Source organism: Pseudomonas sp. BCA17, from assembly GCF_004519405.1.
In the GTDB taxonomy this organism is placed as follows: domain Bacteria; phylum Pseudomonadota; class Gammaproteobacteria; order Pseudomonadales; family Pseudomonadaceae; genus Aquipseudomonas.
The window spans coordinates 221,844-239,851 of the sequence record NZ_SGWI01000002.1 but is presented as its reverse complement, the minus strand read 5'-3'; the positions used below and the strand labels follow the sequence as shown (position 1 = coordinate 239,851).

Below are 18,008 nucleotides of genomic sequence, written 5' to 3'. Positions count from 1 at the left end.
GTGTTGAAGGGAAAGAAGCCTCGACTTGTCGGGGCTTTTTCTTGTCCGCAGTACCGTCAATAGAGCGTGTTTGCCCTTTTACGCAATTGTACGTGTAAGCATTCGCTTACGTTTTCGTAAGTATTTGGTTTTTTTGCCGGGCAGGGGCGTCTCTAATTGACGAGAGACTTTTCTAACCAGTTGAAATATAAGAATTATTTATCGTATTTCGGGTGTGGATGTTTGCGGGGCTGTTAGTCGCATCCCGTTGAACTTCTATTGGAACTCTCTAACATCAGCCCTGTGTCCACGGATTGACACAGCCATCAAGGAACGATGGTTTTAAGGAATGTCGCAGGATGCGATTCATCAGGATGATGAAAAGGAATACAGGGACTAGGGAAAAAATGTGGGCGGGTCAAACCGCCCCTTTTTTTTGCCCGTAGAAAAGAATTCGCCATCCGCAAACGCAAAAAGGCCCGCAAGGGGCCTTTTGGGACGACGACGCTATCAGCGTATGAGGTCTGCGATCTTGCCTTTTTTGCCATCCCACTCCGCGGCATCCGGCATCGGATCTTTGCGTTCGGTGATGTTCGGCCAGATTTCCGCCAGCTCGACGTTCAACTGAATAAATTCCTGCATCTCTGCCGGTACTTCATCCTCGGAGAAGATGGCGACGGCCGGGCATTCTGGTTCACACAGGGCGCAGTCGATGCACTCATCCGGGTGGATGACCAGGAAGTTCGGGCCTTCGTAAAAGCAGTCCACCGGACACACTTCTACGCAGTCGGTGTACTTGCACTTGATGCAGTTGTCGGTGACGACGAAGGTCATTTCTAATTTTCTCCTCAGGCGGCGGCAGCGAAACCCTTTGTGGCAGGGCTCGCGAGGTTCGGGAGCGATAGTCTGCAGGCCAGGCTAAAAGCCTGCAGCATCCCAAACCGCGCGAGAGTCTACCAGCTTGCAAGCGTCTGCGTTATATCCGAGTCTTCAGTGCATATAACATTTCGAGCGCTTTTCGCGGCGTCAAGTCGTCCACGTCAAGTTTAGCCAACTCATCCAACACCGGATGGGGCAGGCTGGCGAACATGTCGCTCTGATGAGGTGTGTTGGGCTTGCTGGTGGCCTTGGCGGTGCTTACGACCACGGTTTCGTGGGGCAGGGCCGTGGTTTCCAGGCGACTGAGGTGTTCACGGGCGCGGGTGATCACATCGTTCGGCACGCCGGCCAACTGTGCCACAGCCAGACCATAGCTCTGGCTGGCCGGGCCTGGCAGCACGTGGTGCAGGAACACGATGCGCTCGTTGTGCTCGGTGGCGTTGAGGTGCACGTTGGCGACCAGCGGTTCGCTTTCCGGTAACACGGTCAGTTCGAAATAGTGGGTGGCGAACAGCGTATAGGCACGCAGGTGTGCCAGCCGCTCAGCCGCCGCCCACGCCAGGGATAGGCCGTCGAAGGTGCTGGTGCCACGGCCCACTTCGTCCATCAGCACCAGGCTGCGCTCGGTGGCGTTGTGCAGAATGTTGGCGGTTTCGCTCATTTCCACCATAAAGGTCGAACGGCCACCGGCCAGGTCATCGCTGGAACCGATCCGCGTGAAAATGCGGTCGACCAGCGACAGCTCGCAACTCGCTGCTGGAACAAAGCTGCCGATGTGAGCCAGCAATACGATCAATGCGGTCTGGCGCATGTAGGTGGATTTACCGCCCATGTTCGGACCGGTGATCACCAGCATGCGGGTATCGTCGTCCAGCGACAGGTCGTTCGCCACGAACGGTGTGGTCAGTACCTGCTCAACCACAGGATGGCGGCCCTGTACGATGCGCATGCACGGCTCGCTGACGAATCGCGGGCAGTTCAGGTCGAGATTCAGTGCGCGTTCGGCCAGGTTGCTCAGCACATCCAGCTCCGCGAGGGCGGCTGCGGTGTCTTGCAACGGTGCCAGTTGGCTGATCAGGTCTTCGAGCAAGGCTTCATAGAGCATCTTTTCCCGAGCCAGGGCGCGGCTTTTGGCCGACAGTGCCTTGTCTTCGAACTCTTTAAGCTCTGGTGTGATGAAGCGCTCGGCGCCCTTGAGGGTCTGGCGACGCTGATAATCGATCGGCGCCGACTCGGCCTGCTTGCTCGGCAACTCGATAAAGTAGCCGTGCACGCGGTTGTAACCGACCTTCAGGTTGGCCAGGCCAGTGCGGGCTTTTTCGCGGGCTTCCAGATCAATCAGGAACTGCCCGGCGTTTTCGCTCAGGGACTGCAACTCGTCCAGTTCGCTGTCGTAGCCGGTTTTCAGCACGCCGCCGTCGCGGATAATCGCCGGCGGGTTGTCGATAATGGCTTTTTCCAGCAGGGCCGCAAGGTCCGGGTACGTGCCCGCGGTGACCGCAAGCTGTTGCAGGTGCGGCGTGTCCAATTCGGTCATCGCCACTTGCAGTTGCGGCAGCGCGCCGAGGGCATCGCGCAGGCGCGCGAGGTCACGGGGCCGCGCGTTGCGCAGGCCGATCCGCGCCAGGATGCGCTCGATATCGCCGATTTCCTTCAGCTGCGGCTGCAGCTTTTCAAAGCGATAGCCGTCCAGCAGGCAAGTAATCGAAGACTGGCGTGCTTGCAGTACGCTCAGGTCCCGCAGCGGACGGTTCAACCAGCGAGTCAGCAAGCGGCTGCCCATCGCGGTCTGGCAACGGTCCACAACCGATTGCAGAGTATTGTCGCGCCCGCCGGCCAGGTTGGTATCAAGCTCCAGGTTGCGACGGCTGGCGCCATCGAGCACCACGGTGTCGTCCAGGCGCTCATGGCGCAGGCTACGCAAATGTGGCAGGGCGGTGCGCTGGGTTTCCTTGGCATAGCTGAGCAAGCAACCGGCGGCACCGATGGCCAGGGTCAAGGTCTCGCAGCCGAAGCCTTTAAGGTCTTGCACCGAAAACTGCTGGCACAGGCTTTTCAGCGCCGAATCGCGCTCGAAATCCCACGGTGCACGACGTTTTGTCCCACGGCGCTTTTCGGCAGGCAAATCCTTCGGCCAGTCGTCCGGGATCAACAACTCCACCGGATTGATACGTTCCAGTTCCGCCAGCAGGTTCTCCCAGCCCTTGATTTCCTGAACGCTGAAGTTGCCGCTGGTGATATCCAATACGGAAAGGCCGAACAAGCGCTCATCGCCCAACACCGCGGCAATCAGGTTGTCGCGTCGTTCATCGAGCAACGCCTCATCACTCACCGTCCCCGGCGTGATAATCCGTACCACCTGGCGCTCAACTGGCCCTTTGCTGGTGGCCGGATCGCCGATCTGCTCACAGATCACCACCGACTCGCCCAGCTTGACCAGCTTGACCAGATAGCCTTCCAACGAATGGTAAGGAATCCCACACATCGGAATCGACTGCCCCGCCGACTGCCCACGCGCTGTCAGGGTGATGTCCAGCAACTTGGCGGCCTTCTTCGCGTCTTCATAGAAGATCTCGTAGAAGTCGCCCATGCGATAGAACATCAACTGATCCGGGTGCTGGTTTTTCAAGCGCCAGTACTGTTGCATCATCGGGGTGTGGGAGGACAGATCGGAAGTGTTTTTACTCATCAGATAGTTGGCAAATTCGTTGAAGGAGTGGGGCAAAGGTGGGGCACTGGCCCGGCTGATTTTGCAATGGTCGCAAGGTTAACACGCGAAGTTGGAGCTTCGCAGGTCATAAGTGGGCAGGTAAAAGGCATGGCTAATGCATAAAATATGCAAATTAGCATTTGCCAACCCTTAAAACTCCCGTCAATATCCGCGCTATGCAAAAACGCAACGTTTCTATCGTCTTAAGAGAGCTGCTGGACCGCGACCGGATCTCCCCTACGGAGCTTCACCGGCGTACCGGCGTGCCTCAATCCACATTGTCCCGGATTCTCAGCGGCAAGATCGTTGATCCGTCGGACAAGCACATCTCCCGTATTGCCGAGTATTTTCGCGTGAGCACCGACCAACTGCGCGGACGCGTAGCGGTGGGCATTGCGCGGGAGGAGGGGCGCGACCCGATGCATTCGGAACTCAAGGACATAAGCCTGTGGGACGACGACACGCCCGTTAATGATGACGAGGTGTCGATCCCCTTTCTGCGCGAGGTTGAATTGGCTGCTGGATCAGGAAGATTCGTCATCGAGGAAAGCGAGAAGGCCAGCCTGCGTTTCGGTAAGCGCAGCCTGCGGCATAACGGTGTGCAGTTCGACCAGGCCAAGTGTGTGACGGTGCGTGGCAACAGCATGCTGCCGGTGCTGCGCGACGGCGCCACGGTGGGGGTGAATGCGGGCAAGAGCGGCATCGGCGATATAGTCGATGGCGATCTGTATGCCATCAATCACAACGGCCAGCTGCGGGTGAAGCAGCTCTATCGCCTGCCTTCCGGGATTCGCCTGCGCAGTTTCAACCGAGATGAGCATCCGGACGAGGACTACAGCTTCCAGGATATCCAGGATGAGCAGATCAGCATCCTCGGTCATGTGTTCTGGTGGGGCATGTACGCCCGTTAACCCTCTTACGTAAGACAAAGCCCGCCACTGTGCGGGCTTTTTTTCGCCCACAGAAAATCGCCAAACCCTTTGCCTGCAAGGCCTGGAATGCATTTGTGCATTTGATCGGCAAAAATAAATGCATTTACGCATTGACTGTATATGCATACATGCATATTCTTCATCTCAAGCCAGCCAACAAGGTCTGGTGGAGGCGGCAAGGATGCCGCCAAGGAAGACAAGGAAGGCACGCAACATCGGCAAGGACGCCATCGAAGTGATGGCAGGGATGCCAGGCAACACCGGCAAGGATGCCGCGCTCTTTAGTTTCAACCTGCTTCAGGAACATGAAGCACAAAACAGGCAGCGATGAACCGGCCTAATAACGGTTCAGAGGGTTGGCAACTGACCCGGGTGTGCAGCGTAAAGCACCAGAAGCAGTTATCCGGCAGACAGGGATCGTGGTCGGAAAAACATTGAGGAAAGAACCGTACCGCGCCAGTAGCGCCGAAAGTTCGAGGAAATCATTACTGAAAAGCCCGGGCGACCGGGCTTTTTGGAATGCCTACCTAACGAAGCATGTGTAAATGAAAAACGGACTATCTAGTGCTCAGCCAGGAGGCGTGACATGACAAATGAACAACAAGCGTTAGCGGAAATGCCCATCTGGCTGGTCATCGTATTGGCAGTGATTGGCGGTGTATCCGGCGAAATGTGGCGCGCTGACAAGGAGGGTGCCCGTGGGTGGTCACTGGTCCGCCGGTTGGCCCTGCGCTCTGGAGCCTGCATGGTCTGCGGGGTCTCGGCCCTGATGCTGTGCTATGCGGCCGGCATGTCAATCTGGACCGCCGGTGCCATTGGTTGCTTGACCGCCATGGCCGGTGCCGACGTTGCCATCGGCCTTTATGAGCGGTGGGCAGCCAAGCGCATCGGGATCAATGAAGGGTCCCGCCAGGATCCGCAGTAACCGCTGCAAGGACGCAACTTAAATGACGCTTATCGAAAAACCCTCTCAACTGCCCCAAGCCATCGGTGAGGCGCTGCACGTTGCCTTCCCTGACCTGAGGGTTGGCAGTCATCAGGACTTCCAGGGCACAGGTGGCGAAACCGGTGTGATGATTACGGTCGAGGGCAACGGCCCGGGCATCCGCTCCCGCGAAGGACGCAAGGCTCACGCCTTGGTGATTTCGCTCAAGGCCATGGTCGCGCCAGGTGCATTGCCATTTGATGCCTGCGACCTGGCCAGCCGGCTCATGGATCTGGTGCTGGATAACCGGTGGAACCTGCCCCAATTACAGTGTGATCTGCCGACGAACATCGTCGCCGCTCCCACGCCCCGGGCTACCGCAGGGACGGACTACGACACCTGGACTGTGTCTTTCACCCAAACACTCTATATCGGGCCTGTGTTGCTCAACGATCCCACAGGCCAACCGCTGTTTGCCTGCACCTGGGACGTCTCGAACATCGACGACCCCGCTCAATACAAACCCTTGTCGGAGTAGCCCATGTTCGACGCGCTGTTACGCATGCAACTGGGGCCGATTGTCGAGCGCCTGGCGGAAATGGAAGCCCAGCTCGAAGACCTTTATCGTCGCGCCGAAAGTTTCTGTCGCATCGGCGTGTGCCAGGAGGTCGACGCTGCCAGTAATACCTGCAAGGTCAGCCACGGTGAGTTGCTCACCCCGGCCATACGCTTTTTCAACCCCAGCGCCGGTGCGCAGACTGAAACCCGCATCCCCTCCGTGGGCGAACAATGCCTGCTGTTCAACTATGGCGGCGGGGAAGGTGGGGGGCAGTCCGTGGCCTTGTTCGGTTTGAACAGTGATCGCTTCCCGTCGGTTTCCAGCATTGCGAGTTTGACCCGGCGTCGGCATCAAGACGGCACCCAAAGCGATTACGACGACGCCAGCCACACCTTCAACTGGGTCAACGGTCCCACTGCGTTCAGCGGTTCCCGCGAGCAAGTCGACGTCAAGGTCGGTGTCGCCAGCCTGACCCTCAACGCCCAAGGCATCATCCTGCAAATCGGCGGCACTCGCCTGGTGCTGGATGCCGGCGGCGCGCACTTCAGCGGCCCGGTGGTGGACCACCAAGGTCGAGTCATCAGCCCGTGATAAGGACATCCCATGATCGGCATCGATCGAAACACCGGGGCAGCCGTCGATGACTGGCTGCAATTTGTGCAGCGCGCCACCCGAGCGCTGACCACTCCCGTAGGCACTCGCCAGAAGCGCCCGCTGTACGGTTCGATGATCCCGCAACTGCTGGGTCAGAACCTCGGCGATGACTTGCTGATCCTCGCCCAGAGCCATGCTGCCCAGGCGTTCTACAACACCCAGAACGGCATTGGCGACTTTCAACCCCAGGTCATCGTCGCCACACGCCAGGGTGCCGGCCTGCTGCTGCGTTTCGCTGGTACCTGGAAAAACCGCCAACAAACCTTCGAGGTCGTGACATGAGCATGCTGATCCCTGGCCAGAACCAACTGGCGGAGCCGGCCATTATTGCGGTGGATGAATTCGAACCGCTGCTGGCCGAATTCAAGGCGTTTGTCGTCGACTACGTCGCCACCCGAGCGCCGCAAAGCGCGGCGAAACTCAAGGTCAGCCTCGACAACGAAAGCGAACTGTTGACCCTGGCCCTGGAAGCTTTTTGTGTGCGCCTGCAGACCCACGAACGCAAATATAACGCCCGCATCAAGCAGATGCTGGCGTGGTGGGCCACCGGCAGTAACCTGGATGCGCGCCTGGCCGACATGGGCCTGGAACGACAAGTACTCGACCCCGGCGACCCGGCCGCTTTCCCACCGGTGCCGCCGACCTTGGAGAGCGACGACGACGCCCGACTGCGCTACTACCTGGCACCCCATGCGCCGGCGGCAGGCTCACGCATGCAGTATCGCCGCGAGGTCTTCACCCTGGGTGAACGCCCTGCGGTGAAAGTGCAAAGTGCAACGCCGGGCGTCGTGACCGTCAGCTACACCTTCGACCCGGACGGCTATGCCGCCCAGGTCAAGGATGGCAACGGTCGACGGACTGCGCCGGGTGAAGTGATGGTCACTGTGCTTTCACGAGAAGGCGACGGCACGCCATCCGCCGATTTGCTTGACGGTGTGCGGCGCCATTTCGCACGGCCTGATGTGAGACCGGAGACCGATCTGGTCACCGTCCAGGGCGCACAGATTCAGCCCTACAAGATTCGTGTGGTGGCCAGGATCAACGCCGGACCTGACTCCGGGCTCACTCAAGTCGCCGCCCAGAAACTGCTGCAAACCTATGCAGACTCCTGCCATCGCCTGGAGGGGCGGGTGGACCCCAGCTGGATCGACTACGCCATCCACAGCGCAGGGGCGGCGCAACTGCAAATCCTCGAACCGTTGCAGCCGATTATCTGCACCGCGTTCCAGGCTCCGTATTGCACGGGCGTCGAGGTTGAGGTGCGTACGCTATGAGTGAGGAACCCAAAGCGAGCCTGTTGCCGGCCAACAGCTCACCGCTGGAAAAAGCCTTGGACCTGGGGTTCGGGACGTTGCTCGACCGGGTCATGCCGCCGTTTCCGGCGTTGATGACCCCGCTGCAAACCCCTACCGAATTCCTGCCCTACCTGGCTGCCGACCGTGGCGTCAGCGAATGGGATGCCGACGCCAGCGAAACCGAAAAGCGCCTCACGGTGGCCCTGTCCTGGCAGATCCAGCGCCAGGCGGGTACGCCCAAGGCCTTGAGCTACGCGGTGGAGTCATTGGGGTTCACCCCCAACATCAGCGCCTGGTATCAACAGCGTCCGCTGGGTGCGCCTTACACCTTCGATGTCCAGGCGATCATCGGGCGCAGTTGGTCCAGTGGCGACCATAACCGGCTGATCCGTCGCATCAATGCGGCGCAGAGCGAGCGTGACCAGGCGACGATCACGGTGGTTCATGAGACCGAAGGCCAGCTCGCGTTCACACAGGTACTCCATGCCCCATTAAGCGACGGCGAGCTTTATTTGGATGGGGCATTGCCGGAATTGGCGCTGGTTGCTCGACTTAACAGTGCCGGGGTTGCCCAGCACTACACCATTAACGACTACGACCTCAGGGCGCAGCCATGACAGATGACATTACGCGCCTGGTGCGCTTCACCTCCAAAGGTTTGGATGAAGTGCTGCAGGCAAAGAACCAGGGCCTGAAAGGCGAAATCACCCACATCGGCGCCGGTACCGGCCGTTACAACCCGGACGGCACGGAAGTGGCCTTGCGTGACGAACGTCAGCGGGTCGCCATTGTGGACTACGAAGACCTCGGCGATCACCAACTCAGGATGGCTGCGCTGTTCGATGGCGAGGCTGAATATGAAATTGGCGAGTTCGGTTTTTACCTCGCCAGTGGGACGTTGCTGGCGGTGTATTCCGTTGCGGGTAAGTTGCTGACGTATAAAGCGGCGGCGGCGCGGGTGCTGCAGAAGTTTACGTTGGATGTATCGCCGTTGCCGGCGGATAGCGTGACGATCGTGGTGGGTGCTGAGAGTTTGAATATTCTCATGGCCGAAGAGTTGGCATCTGTGGCAACTGCCAATATCGATAATATGGCTCGTCATGTCAGTGTGTTATTTCGTGTTATGAAACTTGAACAGAAGTAAATATAGAGTCCAAGGAGAATTATTTTGAGTACGGAAACGCAGATTGCAAATTTGGTTCAGGCTTCAAATAACCTGACCAGCGCTGTAAATGGAAAAATCGGTGCCATCGATGCACGAATGGATCAGGCGCGAGCAGAGTTCGATCAGTTTCGTGCTCTGAAAGATGTTGTAGGTGAAGCTGGAGCACCTGGAACATTGCTGATGAGCGTCTTTCAAGGGTTGATCTGGGGGACTGGTGCACCTTACGACGTCGGCGCGACTGGCGGAATGGTGGCTACGGATCTGGGATCATCTATGAATGTATATGCTCATTTCAAACTCCCATTTTCTATCAATAAAGATGATCAGATGTTTTGGCTGAACATTCGCGGATATAGTTACGGAAGTTCCTTGGTGTTGGACGAAACATTTGCGGGCTATGTGTATTCCCCGCAACGTGCTGTCATTAACCAGTCGTGCTTTGGTAAATTTGATCCAGCTATATATGCTGATAGCGCTGGTAACGCTGTTTGCCGAATCAAGATACCCAATGTCTATGTGACCTCTCTACGAATTGATACGATGCAAATTGGTCGTTACCGGCCGATTAAACTCGGAGAAATTAGTTCTCAACTCTCTCTCTCGCCAACGGTAGTTTTCTAAATGACAGAAATTTTTATCGATGTTGTTCCATCGCTCATTCCAAGCAAAGAAGGTTTGGAATTCTTGGAGTGGTCTTCCATTCGCGTTCGTCGAGATCGATTATTGCGTGAAACCGATCATACCCAAGTCCAGGATAGCCCCTTGAGTGATGCCCAGCGTGCTCAGGCTGCTGCATACCGCAAATTGTTGAGGGATGTCCCGCAAGATGTAGGAGACCCGTTCACGGTTGTGTGGCCAGAAAAGCCAGATTTCCTCAAATAATCATTGCACCGCGAAAGCGGTTTTTTTTCGCCAACCCAAAGCCCCTCCCCGCAGGGGCTTTGGCGTTTCTGACCCCGGAGAATTCAACCTATGCAAAACCGCCAAACCTACACCGTCCTTATCCCATTCCCCACCGGAGGTGGCCATTGGTCCACCGCCGGCGAGGAGCTGGAACTGCTGGACGTCGAAGCATCCGCCCTGCGCACCGCCGGCCGACTGGAACTGACCAGCGTCCTCAACTCCACCCCCAAGAAGGCTGACTAATCATGGCTGAGGTTTTGAACTTCGAGCATAACGGCATCACCGTGAATGCCACCGAATCCCCCGAGGCCATGGGTGGCCTGGGCGACAACGTCATCGGTCTGGTCGGCACCGCGCCGAACGCCCATGCGTCGATCCCGAAAAATGCCCCGTTCCGCATCAACAGCTTTACCACTCAGGCGCTGCTGGACCCTACCGGTACTGAGTCGGGCACGTTGTTTCACGCGGTGTACCAGATCCTCAAAGTGGTGAAGGTGCCGGTCTATGTGGTGATCGTGGAAGAGGGCGCAACCCCGGCCGACACCGTCAACAATGTGATCGGCGGCAATGACCCCGTCACCGGTCGTAAGCTGGGCCTGGCGGCCCTGAGCAGCGTGCCGGAAGACCTGACTATCATCGGTGCGCCTGGCTTTACCGGCACCAAGGCCGTGGCCGGTGAGTTCGCTGCCTTCGGCAAACGCATCAAGGCCCGCGTAGTACTGGATGGCAAGGACGCGTCCGTCGCCGATCAAGTGACCTACAGCGGCGAACTAGGCGGTGCCGACCTCGGTTTCGACCGTTGCCTGCTGGTACACAACATGCCGTCGGTGTACTCCAAGGCCGCGAAGAAGAACGTGTTCCTGTCGCCATCCTCTCTGGCCATCGCCGCATTGGCCAAGGTCAAGCAATGGGAAAGCCCAGGTAACCAGGTGACATTCGCCGAGGACGTTTCCCGCGTGGTCGAGTACAACATCCTCGACACTTCCACTGAAGGCGACCTGCTCAACCGTTACGGCGTGAGTTACTACGCTCGCACCATCCTCGGTGGTTTCTCGCTGCTGGGTAACCGTTCCATCACCGGCAAGTTCATCAGCTACGTCGGCCTGGAAGATGCCATCAGCCGCAAGTTGGTCGAGGCCGGCCAGAAAGCCATGGCCAAGAACCTCACCAAGTCCTTCATGGACCAGGAGGTCAAGCGCATCAACGACTGGCTGCAAACCTTGGTCGCCGACGAAACCATCCCTGGCGGCAGCGTGTACCTGCACCCGGAACTCAACAGTGTCGAGAAGTACAAGAACGGTACCTGGTTCATCGTCATCGACTACGGCCGCTATGCGCCGAACGAACACATGATTTATCAACTCAACGCCCGCGATGAAATCATCGAGCAGTTCCTGGAGGACGTTCTCTAATGTTTACCAACCGTGTAAGACAGGCCATTGCGGCCACCCTTCAAGGCCTGCCGTTGTCCGCGACCGTGGAAGAGTTCACCCCACCGAAGATCGAGTTCGAAATGGAGCCCATGTCCGGCGGGCGTTTCATCGCCGAAGAAATGGCCAAGAGCGGCAAGGTGCTCAACGCTACGCTGGTGCTGCAAGGCGCCGGCCCGGAAATCATGTTGGCCCTGGGCGTGCGCCTGGGTGACGACATCCTGCTGAACGTGCGTGAAGCCGGCCAGGACCAGGACGGCAAGACCTACTTCACCTACCACACTGTCGGCGGCAAGCTCAAATCCCTGGCTGAGGCGAAGTTGAAAATGGGCGACAAGGCACTGACCACCCTGGAACTGTCCTGCCGCACCTACAACCGCCTGGAAAACGGCATTCCGGTGATCGACATCGACGTGCGCACCCAGAAGTTCGTGCTCAATGGCGTAGACATTCTCGGCGACGCCCGCCGCGCCGTGCTGATGCCTTAAGAGAAACCGTGAGCTGAAGTGGGCGCGGTCAAATGTGGGAGCCGGGCTTGCCCGCGTTGCGGGCGACTCTGTGTACCTGGTGTACCGAGGCGATGCCATCGCAGGCAAGCCGGCTCCCACGTTGATCGCGTTCATCTTCAACGCGTTTTTCAACCCCGTTTGACCAAGGAATTGCCTCATGGCCTGGATGCCACCGCTGCACCTGCTGCTCTCGCCGATCACTGCCGACACCGGCGCGACGATCGAGCGGATTCAACTCAAGCCACTGTTCTACGCGGCGCAAAAAGACGCGCTGGCCCGGGCCGGTGATGATGAGGACGACCAGTTCTTCGAACTGGCGAAACTCGCCACCGGCCTGTCGGAAAAAGAACTGGATCAACTCAAGCGTCCGGACTACGTAAGCATTGCGCAGTACGTACACGAAATGTCGACGCTCCCTGCGTCGTTCTTCTTGAAAGCGCCCGAAAAAGCCAGCCACGACCAACCCGTCCAACTGCTGTTACCGCTCGATGCCGCAGGTCGCTCCCTGGCCGAGCTGCCCCTGGAAATGCCGGCGCTGCGTGCCACCAAAGTGATGAAAAAACTCGCCACCAACAAAGAGCGCGCCGAGTTCATCACGGCTCACTGCACCGGCCTGATGATCCCGGATCTTGCCAACCTGACCGTGCCCGACTGGACGGAACTGCAGGAGCGCATCGACGATTTTTTAAATCAACCGGCGGACTTCTTTCGGAGCGCGACATCGAAGTGATCCTCGATGTGGTGCCGCTGATCTACTCGGTCAATGAGGCGGAGATCCTCGACTGGGACGCCGGCAAAGCATTGCGCCGCTACGACATCGCGATCACCCGCCTTGGCGTTAAACAGGAGTAAGCGGGATGCAAGAGACTCAATTTGGGATGAGGCTCGCCCAGGAAGACAAACGCTGGCTGCTTGATGACGCGGACCTTGGCAGCGTGCTGGCACCGTTTTCCGCAAGCCTAGCAGCGCCTGTAAGCCTGGATACGGCACCACAGCCACAACAGGATCCGCAGTCGGTGCTCACCTCGGCATTGGTAACCGTCAGCGTGGATATCAACGCGCTGACGTTGGAGCAAGTGCAACTGCGCGAGGCGTTGGAAACGCTCACCAGCACGTTGTTCATTACCGGTAATACGCTGGCAACCAAGACGGTTGAGGTCAGTGGCGAGCCCGCCAAAAGTCAGCCGAAAGAACCTGCTCCAGCTTCGGCCACCTGGGTGGACAAAGGCCTGCAAGGCGCAACGGATGCCGGTAAGTTTGTCGGCAAGGAACTGCTCACCAGCCTGTGGGATAAAGCCAAGGAACGGGTTTCGGACAAGGCGCTTGATGCCGTGGCTGACAAGTTTCCAACTGCTGCCAAGTGGCTCAAGAAGGACGATAAGGACAAGGGTGGCAAGGCGGACAAGGAGTGCTGCTGTACGGGAGCTCTGCCTGCCGGCATCCGTGGCCCGCTGGATCCGGCGACCGCCGAGTTGCCTGAACGTGTCGGTGAAACCGCCCGGGAGAAAGACCACGGCAAAGGCAAGCCAAGCCCAAAAACCAGTTCGAAGGCGCCGCGCGGCAAGCGTTACAAGACCCGCCAGGCAACATCACGGTCGATTAAAACCAGCGTCGTCAGAAAGCAGGCCGATCTCAAGTCGCAACGTACTGGCGTATCAGCGTCGGTCTCGCGCCCGCTCAATGTCATGGGCCAGCCGTTGCTTGCGTTCGACAGCAAACTGGCGAGCAAAGGCTCGACCAGCCTGCCCGGCAACACGTTTGCCACCTACGCAGCAGCTTCGACGGCCCGCCCCACGGCCCGTCGCACAACCAAGGGCCGGGTGACGGGGCTGTTGGACGTATTAGCCAAACCGGAATCGGCCACAGCCCGTCGCCTCGGCCCATTGAAGTTTATGGACACTGCCGTCGATGTGGTCCAGGGCATACGCAATGGTGACGCTAAAACCATAGGCGCCGGCCTCGGTACCGCCGGTGGCGCATTGGCGGGAGCGTCTGCCGGCTCTGCCATCGGCACCCTGACTCGTCTCGAGTCGGCCGCCGCCCGTCGCCTCGGCCCGCTGAAGTATGTCGACACCGCCATCGATGTCGTCCAGGGCGTACGCAACGGTGACGCTAAAGCCGTCGGCGCCGGCCTCAGCACTGCCGGTGGCGCTTGGGCGGGGGCGTCTGCCGGTGCGGCGATCGGCACGATGATTTTCCCCGGTGTCGGCACGGCGGTCGGCGGTGCAATTGGTGGCTTGCTTGGCAGCGAGGCGGGCAGTTGGCTGGGTGACAAGCTGTTTGGGCCAAGTGATCGCCTGCCTGCGCCCGCAGACGTCAGCAAAAACCTGAACAGCGCTCAAGCTGATAACCGTCAAATCAACTTTGCCCCGCAAATCACCATCAACGCGCCGGAGCCGGCCAGCCATCAACAGCTGGCAGAGTTGGTGGTGCAACAGATCGAAGCGCAGTTTTCGCCGCTGTCGATGAACGACTTGCTGGGGTCGCGACGTGATGCGGCATTGACCGATATTGGAGGGGTGTGATGCGACAACAGATGGCATTGGGCACGTTTATTTTCGGGCTGTCCCGTGGGTTCGCCTACGACACCCTGGACCGTGCCAGCACGGGCGGTTGGGTAGGGCTGCCTATCGTTGCCGGTAAACCCAAGTCCAGCCAGGTCGGCCAGGGGCTTGAAACGCTGACCTTCGGCGGTAAGGCCGCACGTGCAACGGGCATGACTCGGCTGGATGAGCTACGCGCGCTGCAAGCCCTTCGTGCGCCGTTGCCTCTGGTTGATGGCGTGGGTCTCAGTTGGGGGCTGTGGACCATCAAGTCGGTGAGCGAAAAACAATCCAATGTGATCGACGATGGCACTGCGATGGTCATCCATTGGTCGCTGGTACTGGAGGAGTTCGTTAATGCGTAGGGTTCGAAGTATTGCCGGCGATTCGGTGAACCTGTTGCTGTATCGCGAGCTCGGTCGCTGTGATGATGCCGCCGAGGAAATGCTGTGGCTGTTGAATCCGACGTTGGCCGAGCAGGGTGCAGTATTGCCGGCAGGTATCAGTGTGATCGTGCCTGAACTGGACAGGCAGCCTATCGCGACGAAGCCAATCTCGGCCTGGGATTAAGGAGCGACCATGACACTTGGATATACGCCGGTGGTGGAGATCTACGGGGCCAATGCCGCGCTGCTCAATGAGCGACTATTGGAGTGGGAGCATACCGACGCGGCCGGTTTCGTTTCGGATCATCTCAAGTTGACCCTCGATATAGAGGGGCTTGAGGGGTTGCCCGACCTGGGAGGGAAAATCGGCTTGCGCGTGGGCTACCTGGAGTCCGGCCTGGTGGACAAGGGGCAGTTCAAGATAACCAAGCGCACGCCGTCACTGTTTCCGATGCGCCTGGTGCTGGAGGCCACGGCGGCGCCGTTTGACCAGGACAGGTTTAAACAACGACGCACCGCCAGTCATGGGCCGATTACCTTGGGTACATTGTTCCGCCAATTGACGGTGCGCTACGGTTATTCACCACGGGTGGCGCCAGACCTCGAGGGCAAGCAGATCACGCACATTGACCAGACCAATGAAAGCGACATGGCCTTCCTGACGAGGTTGGCCAAACGTTTCGACGCAGTCGCCAAACCGGTCGATGAACTCTATGTGCTGGGCCGAAAAGGTCAGCTCACCTCGCTATCGGGCAAGGCTCTGCCGGACGTGCGACTGTCGCTCACACGCGACAATCGTCCGGGCGAGCGCGCGTTTATCAGTGCCAGGTTTACTGAGGGCAGCCGCGCCAAATATGCCGGTGCACAAGCCTCATGGTGGGATGCATCGGCCGGTAAAAAACGCATCGTGCGGGTCGGTATCGAGCCTTTTAAACAGGTCATGCAGCGTTACCAGAATGAAGCAGAAGCCCGCGCTGCCGCGGAGGGGGAGATGCGCCGTGTGGGGCGTGAAGGGATGCAGGTCGATGTGATTTGCCCCGGAAACCCGCTGTTCGCTGCTGAAGGTCTGTTGCTGTTGGATGAGTCATGGCCAGGCTTTATGCAGGGGCGTTGGTCGATCAATACCGTGACCGCCAGTGGCAAGCGCAAAGACAGCTATCGATGCACGATCAATGCGAGTGGGTTGTCCGCCGCGGAGTAGACCGAGCCGTTGAAGCCCTTCACCCGCGTGTTTTTGCGCGGGTTTTGCCGCCCATGGAAGGGGGATGCCAGCAAAAGGAATTTGCAGATGTTGAAAGAATTCAGATGCGGTAACTGCAAAAGACTTCTCGCCCGCACGGGTGGGTTTACAGAGCTCCAGATCAAATGTTCCCGATGTGGGACGCTGAATCATGTGAAGGCCGCAAGCCTCGAGCAATCGTCCATGAGCGCCATACGCCCAATATAGAGGCCTGAACTTAAATCAGCTCAGTAACGGAGTTTAAAATGGAAAACGCAAACTCAGCGTCTCAAACCTTGCAAGATCTTTGGACCCAAGTACAACCGGTGGATAACACCGGCATGCTTAGGCGCGTGGTTTTTGCGCAAGGTAAGTTTTATGCGGTTGGTGGCAACGGTCTTCCCACAACCACTCAGGTCGTCATCGGAGGCGCAACTGGTACAGCTTGGACCAAGCTGAAGGGCGCCATCACCTCTGATAGCGGAAAGGTCCTCAACGAGCTGTACTGGAACGGTCTTGGGGTATCGCTTCAAGCCCTTTCTCAATCCGGCAATCTGATCAACGGCAACGCAGACCGCCCTGAAAGGGTTTGGACAGACCTTACGGCAACTGTTCGCGCGTCCGCAGACTTGCAAGGCATTGTGTATTATCAGCCAATTTTCGGCGAAAACACGACCTGGATACTGGTTGGGTCTAACGGTAAAGTCTTTTCCCGTTATGGCGATTGGTCAGGCCAGGTGGAGCGCACTACGACCTTCACTTCTAGCGAGACTGTGTACTGCGTCAACGTCATTGGCAGTTTTGTGTTGGTTGCGGGATCGAATGGGAAGCTGCTTAGCGGTGTGAAGATGGCGACGGATAATCCGCAAACATTCACGACCAGAACCAGCACCTTCGGCACTAGTACCATCCTTTCCATGAAGCTTTGCAATGGGAAAATGTTTATCGTTGGTGCGGATGGCAAGATGGCATATTCATCCGATGGGCTTAGCTGGACTGCTGTTGAAGATGCCAGTTTCGGTGGAACCATCATCCGCGACATTGCTTACGGTAATGGCAAGTATGTAGCTGTCGGCGACGGCGGCAAGACAGCCGTTTCCGAGGATGGGATCGGCTGGGTTCAGCAACCCAACACTTTCGCAGGAACCGATATCCGGAGCGTCGCCTACGGCAACGGCAAGTTTATAGCTGTTGGTGCAGGCGGCAAGATTGCTTACTGGACTCCATGATCATCCATCTCCTTGCGTAATAGAGCCCAGCCGTCGCGCTGGGCTTTTTCATTTCTGATCCAGGCTCGCCACAGCCTGGCTGGCCCTTCGGGGGATGCCTGGACGCGGATAAGCCGGTAGTGCTGCGATGCAAGAAAACACCGGCAGCCCGCGCACCCCTGACCTCAAACTTGCTTTCGGGGTGGCGCGAGACTGGATCAGCGAGATCGATGCATAGGGGCGTCGACGTTGAGAAGGCCTTTGGCGGACAGCTCGGAAAGACGAGCGCACCTATTCAGGGCCTCTGCGATTGCACGGGCTTTTTTAAACCCGCCAGAAACAAAAAAAGCCCTGACATGATCGGGGCTTTTTTGTTGGCTCGGAGAAAAGAGAGGGCGAATCCAGAAGGTGCGCGAACACCTAAAAGAGACGCCAGATCGCAGATAGAGCCTGCAAGCCAGTCAAGGACCTCACTGCTCGCGCGAGCGGGACGGAACCTAGCAGAAAAACAAAGGACTTGCAGATGTTAAAAGAATGCAGATGCGGTAACTGCAAAAGACTTCTCGCCCGCACGGGTGGGTTTACAGAGCTCCAGATCAAATGTTCCCGATGTGGGACGCTGAATCATGTGAAGGCCACGAGCCTGGAGCAATCGCCTTTGAGCGACATGAAAGCGGATGACTCCGCAACAAATCATTCGACTCAATAGGTG

General features: G+C 58.2%; 25 protein-coding genes. 23 read left to right on the top strand and 2 right to left on the bottom strand.

The genetic code is table 11. The annotated features are described in order from the left end of the window. Nucleotides 1-489: 489 nt before the first annotated feature. On the bottom strand, nucleotides 490-813 hold the full coding sequence (gene fdxA / locus EXW71_RS10025; RefSeq protein ID WP_123714798.1) for a ferredoxin FdxA: 324 nt from the start codon (nucleotides 811-813) through the stop codon (nucleotides 490-492). A 142-nt stretch (nucleotides 814-955) separates the two neighbouring features. After that, nucleotides 956-3,547: a DNA mismatch repair protein MutS gene (gene mutS, locus EXW71_RS10020; RefSeq protein ID WP_134658351.1), complete on the bottom strand. Its 2,592-nt coding sequence runs from the start codon at nucleotides 3,545-3,547 to the stop codon at nucleotides 956-958. Nucleotides 3,548-3,744: 197 nt separating this feature from the next. Between mutS and EXW71_RS10015 the strand changes: the two genes are divergently transcribed. The 23 genes from EXW71_RS10015 (at nucleotide 3,745) to EXW71_RS09915 (ending at nucleotide 18,005) form a co-directional block, all read left to right on the top strand. Then, entirely contained in the window at nucleotides 3,745-4,479 is a 735-nt protein-coding gene (locus EXW71_RS10015; RefSeq protein WP_123714800.1) for an XRE family transcriptional regulator, read from the top strand. A gap of 118 nt (nucleotides 4,480-4,597) precedes the next feature. Continuing rightward, entirely contained in the window at nucleotides 4,598-4,831 is a 234-nt protein-coding gene (locus tag EXW71_RS10010) for a hypothetical protein (RefSeq protein WP_134658349.1), read from the top strand. A 255-nt stretch (nucleotides 4,832-5,086) separates the two neighbouring features. Next, entirely contained in the window at nucleotides 5,087-5,425 is a 339-nt protein-coding gene (locus EXW71_RS10005) for a phage holin family protein (RefSeq protein ID WP_123714801.1), read from the top strand. Nucleotides 5,426-5,447: 22 nt separating this feature from the next. Next, complete coding sequence (locus EXW71_RS10000) at nucleotides 5,448-5,963, top strand: hypothetical protein (protein ID WP_134658348.1); 516 nt, start codon at nucleotides 5,448-5,450, stop codon at nucleotides 5,961-5,963. A gap of 3 nt (nucleotides 5,964-5,966) precedes the next feature. Beyond that, entirely contained in the window at nucleotides 5,967-6,575 is a 609-nt protein-coding gene (locus EXW71_RS09995) for a phage baseplate assembly protein V (RefSeq protein WP_134658346.1), read from the top strand. A 12-nt stretch (nucleotides 6,576-6,587) separates the two neighbouring features. Continuing rightward, nucleotides 6,588-6,920, top strand: coding sequence for a hypothetical protein (locus EXW71_RS09990; protein WP_064450996.1), 333 nt, complete (start codon nucleotides 6,588-6,590; stop codon nucleotides 6,918-6,920). Continuing rightward, a complete protein-coding gene (locus tag EXW71_RS09985) occupies nucleotides 6,917-7,912 on the top strand; it encodes a baseplate J/gp47 family protein (RefSeq protein WP_134658344.1) in 996 nt (331 codons plus the stop codon). The genes EXW71_RS09990 and EXW71_RS09985 overlap by 4 nt, the downstream gene beginning before the upstream one ends. After that, entirely contained in the window at nucleotides 7,909-8,550 is a 642-nt protein-coding gene (locus EXW71_RS09980; RefSeq protein ID WP_134658342.1) for a phage tail protein I, read from the top strand. Before EXW71_RS09985 ends, EXW71_RS09980 begins: the two co-directional genes overlap by 4 nt. Then, nucleotides 8,547-9,077: a hypothetical protein gene (locus EXW71_RS09975; RefSeq protein WP_134658340.1), complete on the top strand. Its 531-nt coding sequence runs from the start codon at nucleotides 8,547-8,549 to the stop codon at nucleotides 9,075-9,077. The genes EXW71_RS09980 and EXW71_RS09975 overlap by 4 nt, the downstream gene beginning before the upstream one ends. Before the next feature lie 24 nt (nucleotides 9,078-9,101). Continuing rightward, on the top strand, nucleotides 9,102-9,719 hold the full coding sequence (locus EXW71_RS09970; RefSeq protein ID WP_134658338.1) for a hypothetical protein: 618 nt from the start codon (nucleotides 9,102-9,104) through the stop codon (nucleotides 9,717-9,719). Next, entirely contained in the window at nucleotides 9,720-9,980 is a 261-nt protein-coding gene (locus tag EXW71_RS09965) for a tail fiber assembly protein (protein ID WP_256658211.1), read from the top strand. 90 nt (nucleotides 9,981-10,070) lie between these two features. Then, nucleotides 10,071-10,244: a hypothetical protein gene (locus EXW71_RS28785; protein WP_167665842.1), complete on the top strand. Its 174-nt coding sequence runs from the start codon at nucleotides 10,071-10,073 to the stop codon at nucleotides 10,242-10,244. Nucleotides 10,245-10,246: 2 nt separating this feature from the next. Next, nucleotides 10,247-11,413: a phage tail protein gene (locus tag EXW71_RS09960; protein WP_134658336.1), complete on the top strand. Its 1,167-nt coding sequence runs from the start codon at nucleotides 10,247-10,249 to the stop codon at nucleotides 11,411-11,413. After that, on the top strand, nucleotides 11,413-11,919 hold the full coding sequence (locus EXW71_RS09955) for a phage major tail tube protein (RefSeq protein WP_134658334.1): 507 nt from the start codon (nucleotides 11,413-11,415) through the stop codon (nucleotides 11,917-11,919). Before EXW71_RS09960 ends, EXW71_RS09955 begins: the two co-directional genes overlap by 1 nt. Nucleotides 11,920-12,097: 178 nt before the next feature. Then, on the top strand, nucleotides 12,098-12,670 hold the full coding sequence (locus EXW71_RS09950; RefSeq protein ID WP_123714811.1) for a phage tail assembly protein: 573 nt from the start codon (nucleotides 12,098-12,100) through the stop codon (nucleotides 12,668-12,670). Further along, nucleotides 12,667-12,792 carry a hypothetical protein gene (locus tag EXW71_RS29045; protein WP_017844653.1) on the top strand — a complete coding sequence of 42 codons (126 nt, stop codon included), beginning with the start codon at nucleotides 12,667-12,669 and terminating at the stop codon, nucleotides 12,790-12,792. The genes EXW71_RS09950 and EXW71_RS29045 overlap by 4 nt, the downstream gene beginning before the upstream one ends. A 5-nt stretch (nucleotides 12,793-12,797) precedes the next feature. Further along, entirely contained in the window at nucleotides 12,798-14,465 is a 1,668-nt protein-coding gene (locus EXW71_RS29040; protein WP_256658210.1) for a tail tape measure protein, read from the top strand. Further along, nucleotides 14,465-14,848, top strand: a complete 384-nt coding sequence (locus EXW71_RS09940; protein ID WP_134658332.1) for a phage tail protein — start codon at nucleotides 14,465-14,467, stop codon at nucleotides 14,846-14,848. The genes EXW71_RS29040 and EXW71_RS09940 overlap by 1 nt, the downstream gene beginning before the upstream one ends. Continuing rightward, nucleotides 14,841-15,053, top strand: coding sequence for a tail protein X (locus EXW71_RS09935; protein ID WP_134658330.1), 213 nt, complete (start codon nucleotides 14,841-14,843; stop codon nucleotides 15,051-15,053). Before EXW71_RS09940 ends, EXW71_RS09935 begins: the two co-directional genes overlap by 8 nt. 9 nt (nucleotides 15,054-15,062) lie before the next feature. Next, the gene (locus EXW71_RS09930; protein ID WP_134658328.1) at nucleotides 15,063-16,070 is read left to right on the top strand and encodes a contractile injection system protein, VgrG/Pvc8 family; all 1,008 of its coding nucleotides are present in this window, start codon (nucleotides 15,063-15,065) and stop codon (nucleotides 16,068-16,070) included. An 87-nt stretch (nucleotides 16,071-16,157) separates the two neighbouring features. Continuing rightward, nucleotides 16,158-16,316 (top strand): Com family DNA-binding transcriptional regulator, encoded by a 159-nt coding sequence (locus EXW71_RS09925; RefSeq protein WP_134658326.1) that lies wholly within the window; start codon nucleotides 16,158-16,160, stop codon nucleotides 16,314-16,316. A gap of 38 nt (nucleotides 16,317-16,354) precedes the next feature. Then, the gene (locus EXW71_RS09920; protein ID WP_134658324.1) at nucleotides 16,355-17,317 is read left to right on the top strand and encodes a hypothetical protein; all 963 of its coding nucleotides are present in this window, start codon (nucleotides 16,355-16,357) and stop codon (nucleotides 17,315-17,317) included. Nucleotides 17,318-17,819: 502 nt separating this feature from the next. Next, the gene (locus tag EXW71_RS09915) at nucleotides 17,820-18,005 is read left to right on the top strand and encodes a Com family DNA-binding transcriptional regulator (protein WP_134658322.1); all 186 of its coding nucleotides are present in this window, start codon (nucleotides 17,820-17,822) and stop codon (nucleotides 18,003-18,005) included. The last annotated feature ends 3 nt before the right edge of the window (nucleotides 18,006-18,008 follow it).